Annotated in this window: 4 protein-coding genes; all 4 read left to right on the top strand. The window is 35.1% G+C overall.

The window, feature by feature from the left end; genetic code table 11:
• On the top strand, positions 1–594 hold a 594-nt coding region (locus tag G585_RS19705; protein WP_022774850.1), incomplete at its 5' end, for a hypothetical protein.
• 12 nt (positions 595–606) lie between these two features.
• Positions 607–2,829, top strand: a complete 2,223-nt coding sequence (locus G585_RS0110425; RefSeq protein WP_022774849.1) for a hypothetical protein — start codon at positions 607–609, stop codon at positions 2,827–2,829.
• On the top strand, positions 2,826–3,674 hold the full coding sequence (locus tag G585_RS0110420) for a GNAT family N-acetyltransferase (protein WP_022774847.1): 849 nt from the start codon (positions 2,826–2,828) through the stop codon (positions 3,672–3,674). The genes G585_RS0110425 and G585_RS0110420 overlap by 4 nt, the downstream gene beginning before the upstream one ends.
• Before the next feature lie 974 nt (positions 3,675–4,648).
• Positions 4,649–12,235, top strand: coding sequence for a hypothetical protein (locus tag G585_RS0110415; protein WP_155827805.1), 7,587 nt, complete (start codon positions 4,649–4,651; stop codon positions 12,233–12,235).
• Positions 12,236–12,261: the final 26 nt, after the last annotated feature.

The following is a 12,261-nucleotide window of genomic DNA, read 5'->3' as shown; positions in this document are numbered from 1 at the left end:
ATGCAGGTATTTGATTTTATCTGCGGCCAGATTGACAGAAGGTACTCCAAATTTAATGGAATAGTAAATGAGAGTAATAAAATTGAACAGATAAAGTGCTTTGGTAACGAACTGGCATTTGGAAAAATAACTTCTTCAATGATAGATGGAAAACATTATGGTTTTATGGTACCTGTTGATGATACAGGATTGCGAGGCTTGTCAGCAGAGTTTATCAATAAGATCATGGCGCTTGATAAACCATATCTTGAGCAGCTTTTAGGTGATCTTCTTGATAACGAAGAAATAGATGCTCTTGTGGACAGGCTAAACTGTGTAAAAAACCATGTGTACAAGCTTGCAGAGACTGATAAAAATGCCAAATGGGATAAAAAGAAAAAGCTCTTCTCCTTTGAGGGCGATATTAAAGATGACGAGCTAAGGCGCCTTTATGCGATCAAGGAATACCAAAAAATGGGTGGTAATTTTGAACTGATCTGTCGCTTTAGCAAAGACAATATTGATTTTACTGATATAGACAGTCAGATAGAACGCAGAATAGATGAACTTCATAAGATAAATACTTCGGCAATCGTTAACTCTTTTCAAGAATAAAAGGGGATAAATATGCCATATAATGATAACCAGCAGCTAAACAAAGAAAAAGGAAAGGCAGTCCATAAGTATAAAGAAGCGGAGGATGCAGTAAATAAGCTTGATATCAAATCAATGCTTCTTAATACGGGTGATAATGGTCAGATAAATAAAAAAAATGCTGACAAGAAGTGGGCCAGCAAATCCGTAAAAGACTTGGAAGAAGCGCCTGAAGGAGGCATACAGGTGGAAGTTCCTGCCCAGTCTGTATTAAACGAAAATCATAGCGGAAAGTTTAGTGGCAGATTAAATAACAGGAAATCCCTGGGGGAACCTTCGGTAAACAGAAATAAAATAAAAGAAGACTTGAAAAAGTCCAAATTGCTGGATCATGAAGATTTAGATAATGCGCCAAATGAAATTATTATCCAAAATGGGCCACAGCAGGCCAAAGAGCCGGTTAACGTAGAAGAGGTAAAGGATGATCAGCCCATTGAGAATGAAATTCAGGAAGAAGCGCACATGGAGCGCTTTAAAGATATAAGTTTTGATAATGAGGCGATAAATACACTTCTTACATCAGATGAACTTGTTCCACTTAAAGGAACAAGGGAGCTTGCTGATGTCAGAAGGAGCATAGAGGCTATCCAGGCAGTTTATACCAACGAACTGCCACCTATTAAATTTGATAAAAAAGGAAGGCTTGACGCTGAATATGAAAAGAAGGCGCAGGAAGAAATGGATGGCCTGTGCATAATGGTCACTATGCTCTATAAGCGCCTTATAGACAGCACCAATAATGTTCTTGCAAAGCATGGCGCAGACTATAAGGATGCCTGCCAGATACTCAAGATTCTTTCAGGTTATACCCAGAAAGAAAGCGAGAGCTTTAGGGAAAAACTGCTTGAGTACAGAAAACTGGCCATTTCAGATAAGACTCTTGCAGGAAAGAAAACAACAATTCGCGACATAGTCAGCTTTAACAGGGGCGAGTTCTATGACCTTGATAATGACGAAAATATTACTTACAGCATAAAGGGCGCGGCAGCTTCAACTATATACATGATAAGCAAAAAGGTTCCAAAAACAAAAGCTAATCCTGAAGGAGTAGAAATTGTATATTTCAGGGAAAAAGACTTTGTTCCGGCTAAAGACAACATAAAAATGCTCTCGGATGTATTTGCAAAACATGAACTTACTGAACAAACGAGAACGAAGTTAAAAGAGATACTCTCAGAAGTTCTTGAAAAGAGAAAGCAACGCGTGGATATTTCCGATGCAATCTCTAAATATAGGGATAAAGGACTAAAAGCTGATAAATTTGCAAAGGCAATGGAAAAGGAAATAAAAAAGGCAACCGGGAAATCAATTATATTTGATGCCGGAGAATACGAAGCGGTTAAGCTGGCACTAATTGATTATTCAGGTGCATATGCTAAGCGAAATATGGCAAATAAACTTAATAATTCTGCAAAGATAGGATTTGAAAGAAATCTTTCTGACAGAAATGTGGCCACAAGCCGTCTTGCTACGCTTTTAGGAATACAGTCAATTATATGTGACTCAAGAACGGCTACAATTCGGCTAAATGGAAAGGTTTTACAGGGAAATCTCATGGAGAATGCAGGTGGAAAGTGCACACTTATTGATTCACCGGGTTACTCTATGAAGGCAATTTCTCAGTTGTTTGAACTACAGATATTTGACTATATCTGTGGTCAGACTGACAGACACTTTGGGAATTTTAACGGAATAGTTAAAAATGGAAGAATAGACCAGATACGATGCTTTGATAATGATATGGCATTTGGAAATCTAAGGCAAAAGGATTTAAAAGGAAAATTCTATAACAGGATAATTCCTGTTAGAAAGGAAGGTATTTTAGGACTGCCGACTTCCTTTATCAATAGGCTGATGGCTCTTGACAGGCCTTATTTTGAGCAGGTTCTTGGAGATATTTTAAATAAAGAAGAGCTGGATGCCATGGAGGAGAGGCTTAACTATGTTAAGCAAAAGGTATTACAGCTGGCAAAAAAAGATAAAAATGTTAAATGGGATGATAAGAAAAAGCAGATTTCTTTTTCTAACGAACTGGCGAATGAAGAATTAAGACAGCTGTACTCCATTAGATATTTTGCTGATCTTGCAGCGAATAAGGGCTTGGGAATCGAGAAGGTAAGTAAATTTTCACCTGTCGCTATTTTTAGAAGTGACATAGACGATATGATCAGGAATAGAAAAAGGAGAATTCAATGAGAGGGACACTGATAAACGAATCCAATATTAAATTCTTTGAAAATGCTCTTGATGATGAGACCAGAAAAAGAAGCGACATTCTCATAGGTGTTATTGATGAAGAATCTGGAAATGCCTGTGGCATCCTTGCAGCAGAAGCGGTTGGTGATCACGTTTTGGATATCAGGTATATTTTCGTTGATGAGAATTTCAGAGAAAAGGGCGCAGGAAAAGAACTGGTCTATACCTTTATTGAAGCAGCAAAAAGAATGCAGGCAAGTGGCATTACCTGTGTGCATTCAAGAGGAAACATCAGTGATGGTATATCAGAGCTATTGGAATCCTGTGGTTTTTATCCTGATGAAGAGCTGAGCAGCTTTATTTATGGAGCCATGCTAAGTGAAATACAGATAGATGAGATTAAGGAAAAGTCGCTGAAATTCAGCGTAAAATCCCTGAAAAATATAAGTGATAAAAAGTGGAATGATAGCAGGATCATGTGGGATCACGATGGTGGATCATCTCATGGTATGGCAGGTCTTTCCTACAAAAAAGATACCTATGACCAGGAACTCAGTTTTATGGCGTTTGATGATAACGGGGACATAAAAGGAATGATCCTGGGGAAAATATCAGAGGCGGGCTTTGAAATCCTTACCCTCTCAGCCATAGGAGCACAAAAATCTTATATTCTTTATGCACTGCTCAAAAATGCAATTGATGCTTCACGTAAAAAGCTTGATGAGCAAACATATGTCATTGTGAGCGGTGCTTCAAAATCATCTATGGAAGTGCTTGATCATATATCAGGGGGTGCGTATATAACCCTCGGAAAGACAATTTATTATTACTACGATATTGGATAATATCGGATGATATCTGTAATGGAGATAAAAGTACTTTTGGAATAAGGAGAGATAGCATGAATTACGATGAAATGTTAAAAACTACCCAAAAGAAGGCCCAGGTTATCAACACAAAATCTGATGAGCAGAAGAAGCTTAAACTTGCTAACCCGGATGAAAAGAACAAGCTAAAGCCACAAAAGGCAGCCGATAAAGAATTTATCTCCAAGCAGACTGCCGCCCAAAAAGAATTTAAGAAAAAATACATGTCCAGAAGGACAGGCTTTGATATTATAGATGGTCCTGAAATTGAAGAATCATCTTTTGTTCCTGTGCAGGAGTCGGTCGAACTCAGGGCTTTTGATAAGACCTTTAAAAACCGTATAAAAAAAGATGCCAAGCAGTGGGTATCAAAATGGAACGATATATGCCAGATCAATGATCTTAATAAAAATGGTTATGGCTTTAAGATAGCCAGCAAAAATGTAAATTACAAAACCTACTCAATGATGGTAGGCCTTAATAACTGGGCCAATGCTCAGAAATTAAAAGAACAATGCGCATCAGTTCTTAAAGGAAATAAGTTCTATCAAAAGAACAAGAAGATAATTGATGCTTTTGCTCCAAGTCCTAAGATGGATATCAAGGCTGTCAAGGAAAGTGAGAATTCATCAAATAATCCACTTGTCCTTGATCTTGAGTATAAAAAGTTTACTAAAAGTTCTGTAGAAGCGGTACGAAAGTATTATGAACAGTTTAATAACAAGGATGAAAAAACTCAGGCTGAGCTTCTAAAAACAGCTGTAGAAGAAAGTCTTATCTCTATGGATTATATAAATGATAAGGCTTTAAGTCCTGATGCGATGCCACAAAGAATAATGGAAAATAAGCTTCTTAGGGACAGATTGGAGGCTGTTCATCTGTATTCAGCGACAAGCGGGAATACAATAAATGAAGAGTTTTCTGAGCATATAAAATTAGCAAGGCAGCTCTTTATGGCTCTTGACGCAGATATGAGGACATGCTTTGTAAAAAATGGAATGGATTTTGCTGAGAATGGTTCATTCCTTCTTGAAATGAACAAACAGGGAGTTCAGATTAAAAGTACCTATAAAACTCTTAGCACGGCATACCACAATCTTGCCAAAAACCATAAGGAAAAGGGACATTGCGCGGAACTTATAATAAAGTCACTTGCCGGGTACGATACCAGAAAGAAAAATAGTGAATCAAGTGATTTCCTTGATATTTTTAATAAAGAGCTGGAAGAAAAAATTGAAGCTCACGGAAATAGTGGTGACGATGAACTTGGAATCGGGCAGGCTGTTGTAAATATGCAAGCTAACAATGAAGAGAAGTACAAGGCTAACAAAGCCATGCTTGATCCGATGATAGAAGATGCCAAAAAAGTGGCGACTTCTATTGATAGTCTTAGGCATCAAATTGAGTACATGGAAAAGATAACAAGTGGGGCTGGGGTTCCTGATGACTCCAGTGCTCTTTCTATGCGCATTCAGATAAATGAGAACTTAAAGAAGTCATTAAATACAAGTATAGAACAGAAAAAGAGACAGGTGATGGAGCTTTTGGGAAGAGCTAATGGCTTCATGAATGCTATGAGCAATATATACACTGACTCTGAACTTAGTCCGGAAGGACAGGATATCATTGAAAAATATAGAAGCAATCCGGATACATATGTAGATAATTCACAGACTGCAAATCTTCTAAGAAAGATTGGAGGATTGTCAGTCCCAACAAAATTTAACAATACTTCAGAATTAAAAAATACTCTTATAAGTAAATTATGCGCAGCAAAGAAGGCAAGCCAGAAAAAGGAATTAACCGAAGAAGAAAAGGCAAAGATAAGTACATGGATGAATTCTACTGCAGGTAGTTTATGTCTTATTGACCTTGATATTAATGGCGTTGATGTCAGCAAGCTAAGCGATAAGGAATTATACGAAAAGATACATGAGTATGCTCCTCTTTTAGGAGATTTGAAAAAAAATAAGTTTAAAAAGCTTATTAAAAGAACCAAAAAAGAAGAGGATGTGATTAAATCCATATTTGATAAGGTAACTGAAATCAGTGTAGAGTTTCAGAAGCTTTTTGCTGATAATTTTGGAGCTATGGGCACTCTTAAGGAAGAAACATCCACTGCCAAAGCTTTTAGGGATAAAATCGAAAAGCTTATAGAACTTAGGAACAAGTATGATTCTGTTCAAAAGATATTATACTCAGAAGTCGACGATATAGATTACACTACTAAAAAGCCAATAAAAAAGACTCTTATTGAGACGCTTAATTATAAACTTGGGCCTGCTCAAATGGAAAATTTTGAGAAAATCCATGCCATATGTCAACAAGAGTTTAAGACCGCAGAAAATGTTGTTTTTGAGTTTAAACTGGGTGAATTAGTCAAAAAGCTTGATATGGGCGTTAGCATTAAAAAGATTGTTACGGATAAAGTTTTTGGTGAGCATCCTGACCTATATAAAGCTATTGATTTATTTCAAAAATCGAAATCTAATGCAACCGAGGATGATCTTATTATTTGTGTCAAGACTCTCTATGCGAAACATAAGGAATATACTGATAAGGCCATAAAAAATCTTTGGAAGCAATTTGATAAAAATGAGGTAGTTGCTCAGCAAAAGCCTATATACAACGAAAATATAGATTTCTTTGTAAAAAAACTAAGAGAATATGCTGAAGATGGATACAACGAAGAAGAGGATGCTAAAATCCAACAGGAAGTTACATTGGAACTAGTAAAAGAAGCGACAGAAAGAAGAGAGAAAGAATTTCTTGATGAACTAAAAAAACAAAATATTGGTAATCGGCTAAATAATGAAAAAATAGACATTGATGATGAATATGCAGGAACCTTGGATAAAGAACTTGAAAAAGAAGTGGATTACCTGCTTGATATTGGAAACAGTGATGTAAAGATTTCTCTTGAAAGTAAACTTTCTGATATAGCAAAGGGTAACAGTCTCATTAATAATATCGATAAGAGAATTCTTTGTATCGATGAAAAGTACCTTACAGATGAGGAAAAAGTGGCAAGAGAGAACTTTATGCTATTACTAAATAACATTGTTGAAGGTGCAAAACTACTAAATATTGAATTCATGGATGAAAACGGAAAAGACGCTGTAGAAATACCATTATTACGAAAGCACGCAAGGAAGCTTGCCAGAATAAAAAATTACAAAGAAAGAGAAAGTGCAAAAGAAGGATTAAAGAATAAGCTTTTAAATGGAGATAAAGATTTTGATGGTCTTAGCGCCGGAACAAAGTTAAGACTTCTTTTGATGTGCGACAAAAATATTTCCGGTAAAAAAGTTGTATATGTTAAAAAAGATAAAAAAATTTCTGGTAAAGCTAACAACTATGCTGGTATGGAAGCTAAATATCAAAATTTCGATAATGATCAGATAAAGGATATATTAAGAAATTATGAAAAATTGTCGTTTAGTCCAATTGTAAGATGGCGAGACGAGAAAGAAGCATTCGAGGAGCAGAAAAACAGAGAGGCTATTGAAAAGTATAAGAACGCAGTTTCTGTACCTGATGTATTAAAAGAAACTGTTGATAAACTGCTTGGTGTGGGCGACAAGCTGGAAAAGCTTGGCGTGTATGAAAATAGTATACTTAATAGTCCAAAAGCAATAATTGAGTCTTATATGAAACGGCATGATTTTGATAAGAGAATTCTGTATCTGGATGATGATCTTTTATCAGATAAAGAACGTAAAGATAAAAACGATTATGTCAATGAAATATCTAAGATAACTAAAGCATTTGAAAAAGTATATGGTAAAGACGGCACATATGCAGATGATAAGGGCGATTACGATCTGGCCGTTATTATGGATATGGCTAAAAAATTCGCTGTAGCAAGTGATGATCCTGAAGATTCTGAAGAAGCTACTAGGAATCTTATTTCTGAATTTGACAACTTGATGTCTCCAAGGAGCGAGATAAATAACGCAACGCGTTTCAGATTACAACTCTTATATTATAGCAAATATGGTATGGGAGCATCTGGTGAATTAGATGATAATAAGCATATTTATGATACGTTAATGAATAATTTAAAGTTCATGGGAAAGGGAGAAATAGATTATACCGATTATAGGTACAAAGATTACAATGTTAGGATCAGGAAAAATGAGCTTAAGTTGGCTGAATTAAAAAATAAAGGAACTATTTCTGCAGATCTTCAAAGAAAATTGGATGCAGATTCTATTTCAAATATTGCTCTCACAAGAAATCTTGACTCTATAAGAGGTCTTTTTAATGATCCGGGAGACCAATATCTGAATGATATGGGATTAGTCACCAGAAATTTTATAGAGGATTTCTTTAAGGGAATGGATAAGTATCAGGAAGATGCAGTGGTCCTGGATACTTCTATTAGTGATGAAGAAATAAAGGAACTTAAGTATATCATTGATAGCACCGGATATGACAGAATGTATGATCTTCGTAAACAGATGAATATATTAAGTCAAGATATTGATTCTAAATTCAAGTCATATTCTGATGGATTTAGAATAAGACTTGCAGGAATTATCAATAGCTATATAGCATTGGCAAATAATAGCGATGAACTGAAAGAGAGTGTCGCCAGAAAGAAAGGCCGTTTAGAGAATCCTGGAGGATATGATGAGAGTTTAGGAGAGCTGTTTGTTGATGAGGATAAAGCTTGGGAGGAGCATGTTAAAGCCGTAGAGAAAGAAGAAGCTTTAGAGAAAGAAGCTTTAAAGAAAGAAGCTTTAGCGAAAGAAGAAGCTTTAAAGAATAGAACATTAGACGAAGTGATCAACGACTACATGAAACCCTATTTGGACGATTTAACAGAGCAGTTTGCTAAGCTGGCTAAAAAAGAAGAACAAAAGAATAAGGACGCCATTCTTCGGGCTGAAGTAAAGAAAAATGTGAGAAATGAAGAACTAAATAATCATGGGGAACTAAGTAAAAATGAAGTAAAGGAACTAGAGAAAAAAAGTAAAAGAGCTGAGAATTTGTTCAATATATTAAATTCCAGATATAAGATGCGAGATGGTCTAAAACATATTCTCCTTGCTGATGATCTTAAAGATATGTTTAGGGCATTTGATACAAAGCTTTTATTCATTGATCCTCAATACCTGGAGGGACATGAGAAAGCTCTTATTTCGATGTTCTTTAAAATTAAAAAGAGAATGATTTCTTACAATAAATCGTTTGAAAACAATGAACAATTAATGCCTATGTCTATGATAAAAGGAGAAGAGACGCTTCTTTCTACAATAATAGATTCTTTTTCTATTCTTGGGACTGAAAATCAAAATGTAAATTTAAACCTTAAGAATAATCTTTTGAATGAAATAGAAAAAAAAGATGGCATGTTTGAACTATGCTCAGATGGCTTTAAGCTAAGGCTAAAGATGCTTCTCAAAAGTGGATTTGATGCTCCTGGTGTAAAAAATGAAGGTTTTAGTTCTGATGGAGAAAGAAATATTGCAAAATATTATGAAGGCCTTAAAGAGCTGGGGTTTGATGATGAAGAATTGAGTATCTTAGAGCAAGAAAAGAATACTCATATGCGGAATCGTGAGAAATATACAAACGAACGAATAGATCAAATAATGGATTTGGAAAAATTTGAAGAAATAGATCAGAAGGTAGATGAGGTATTAAAAGATAAAGAAGAAGCGATAGAAAAAGAAATTGATAAGAAATTAGAAGAACTGAATTTGTCTGGAGACCAGATACAGGAATATAAGAACCAAGTCATAGCAGCAATAAAAGAAGAAGTAAACAACAAGGTTGAGAAAGAGCTTAAAGATGGAATTAATGAAGAATCTGCTAAGAAACATGGAAAATACATATCCAAGGATGAATTTGATTCTGAAAAGTATAATGAAAAAGATGAGCTCGAAGATGAGGTGGTGGAAGAACTTAAAGATCTTAATAAGAGAGCAAAAGACGATTTTGATACTGCAAGCCCTAGAAAAATGACACTTGATGATGTTGATACTGATGTTGAACTTGCAGTTGATACTGTTATTAAACAAAAACTGAGTGAACTGGGGACACAGTATGATGTCATCGAGGAATATGTAAATAAAGATATGGAAAGCAGCTTTATTTCTGCTAAATCAGAAGTATCATTTGAAGAGCAAGAGGAGTCAGATTCTGATCAGTTCAAAGAGGATAGTCTCAATAAATCTTCAGTAGAACAGCTTAAAGAAAGCAGTAATGTCAATGAGAATTTTGATTATGAGGATTATGAGGATTATGATGATGCTCTAGGAGAAGATGAGTTTTATAAGCAGTATGCTGATGAAGTAAAGAATAATGAGCAAGAAATCAATAAAAAATCTGAAGATAAAATAATTTTTAATATTAACGAAGGAAAAACAAACTGGCAAGACACTGATGAAGTCTTTGAGAAAGCTTTAAATGACAACAAATCTGAGAAACTTTTGAAAGAACAAGAGTTGCAAGAGCAGATAGCTAAGGAGAAAGAAGAGGAAGATCGTAAGAAAGAGGAAGAACGACTTCGTAAGGAGAAAGAAGAGGAAGAACGTAAGAAGGAAGAAGAACGACTTCGTAAGGAAAAAGAAGAGGAAGAACTGCGCCTTAAGAAAGAAAAGGAGGCGGAGGAGAGATTACGCATAGCGCAGGAAAAGCATGAATTGGCAAAGAAAAAATATCTAGATTCATTAAATGCGCAGAGAGACAGTAGAAAAAAAGAAATTCAAAAGATATTGGAGTCTATGCTTAATAATGAGCTGGATAAAATGGAAGAAAATATGGATGGTAAGACTGAAGATGAAATGCAGAAAGAAATTGATAACCTGACTGACGAAAAGTTTAAATATGGTATAAAAAAAGGCAACTACAATTTTGGAGAAATTCCTTCTTCTATGTTTAAGATATTCGTCACAAATGAATACGGTAAGGTTAAGTTTGTGAAGAACGAGATAGACGATAAAGATGAAGAAATTGACCGAAAAGTATTACTCAGGTTTGCACTACACACACTAGGCAAGAAGGCGCTCAAACATGAATATTGGCAATATGTAGAAATGCTTCCGGAAACAGATTACAGGAATATATTTTATAAAAAGCTTTTGGAAGCCTTACCAGAGGACTCTTATAAACTTGGTGATGCACAAATGCTTTATTTTGATAAGCTTTTTGAACATATTGATGATTATTCAAGTCCAAGGCAACTTAGAGATAGAATGTATGAACTTGAGAAGGAGTTTCCACAATTCTATGAAGGAGGTAAGCTTAAGCGTGGTGCGTTCGAATATTATTATGATCTTATGGATGCATGGAAAGAAGCTGAAAGAGTTGCATTAAATTCTGAACCTATTCAGAAACAGAAATACGACAAATTATATAATGAGTTACATAATCATAAGAAGATGGAAATTAAACTTACAGAGGATGTTTATAAGGATGAGTATCAAAAAAAATGTTATATAAAAAATGGCGATACTTTCGAACCTCAATTTTATGATAATAGCTGTTATGCTACATGTTCTGCATATTTGCTAAATAAGTTCTTTATGGAAAACCCAGATTTGATAGATATCAAAAGATTAGATAAATATCGCAGTAAGAATAGTCCATTTGGAAAGGGAGAAAAGGGTGTTTATGTAAATCAGGAGGATTTTAAGCTTGGAAAATTAGAAATAAATGATATTGCAAAGGCGGCAATAGATGGCAATGGTTCATTGGAGAACGATGAAAATATGATGATTAACGTTGCCTATAAGGACTTTTTGGAAGAATCAAACTCTCAAAATGACCTTGAACGGGACATATATAAAATATCTGATAAGTTTATTAATATGTCTAAGAATGTATGCGTAAACTGCATAGAATTTGAACCATTAGCGGATTTCTATACCGAAGCGCTGAAAAAGGATAAAGAGAAGGATAATCTACCTTTCAGCAACAGCGTTTTAGATCCTAGTGTCGAGAAGCTTGATTATACTCCACAAAAAAAGAAGCACTTTACTCCTTATATGAGAGATATTAAAGCAAATTATTTTCAAACTGTTGTTGGAAAGATAGAAGAGCTTATGAAAGAAAGGCCAAATACTCCTATTGCTCTTTTGACTGCTGATTATGGAAAGGCCGGGCATTACGTTGTAGTAAAGGGAACTACTAAAGATGGCAGACTAATTATTATGAATCCAAAGCATAAAAAAGTGGATGAGCTTAATACTTCAGAATTGATACCTGATATGCTAATGGATGTGAACAAATTTTTTGGCTATGGTGGAGCAAAACCTGGATTTACACTTACGTGGCTGGAGAAATTTGACTCAAAAAAAGCACAAGAGATTGAAGAGAAATGTGATATGAAGGGAGCCTCTTATAACGAAAAAGGAGAACTTGTTAACTCTACGGCAGCTGAAAAATCTAATTTGAGTGATAAGGCTTCATGGCTTGCACATAAGAATGGTGTTTCTTTTGAGGTTAATAAAAAGTTAAAAGGAAAAAATGGAGATTTGTTCAACCATCATATTTATGTTCCAAAGACCTATGATCCAAATGTGAAGTAAAGATGAAAAAGTTATCATAAAAGTGT

The sequence above is a fragment of the Butyrivibrio sp. AE2015 genome, from assembly GCF_000420825.1.
Lineage (GTDB): Bacteria > Bacillota > Clostridia > Lachnospirales > Lachnospiraceae > Butyrivibrio.
This window is presented reverse-complemented; position numbering and strand designations above follow the sequence as displayed.

Excerpts from the sequence above, each read along its gene's own strand:
- G585_RS0110425 (WP_022774849.1), top strand. The coding sequence starts at position 607 with ATGCCATATAATGATAACCAGCAGCTAAACAAAGAAAAAGGAAAGGCA.
- G585_RS0110420 (WP_022774847.1), top strand. The coding sequence starts at position 2,826 with ATGAGAGGGACACTGATAAACGAATCCAATATTAAATTCTTTGAAAAT.
- G585_RS0110415 (WP_155827805.1), top strand. The coding sequence starts at position 4,649 with ATGGCTCTTGACGCAGATATGAGGACATGCTTTGTAAAAAATGGAATG.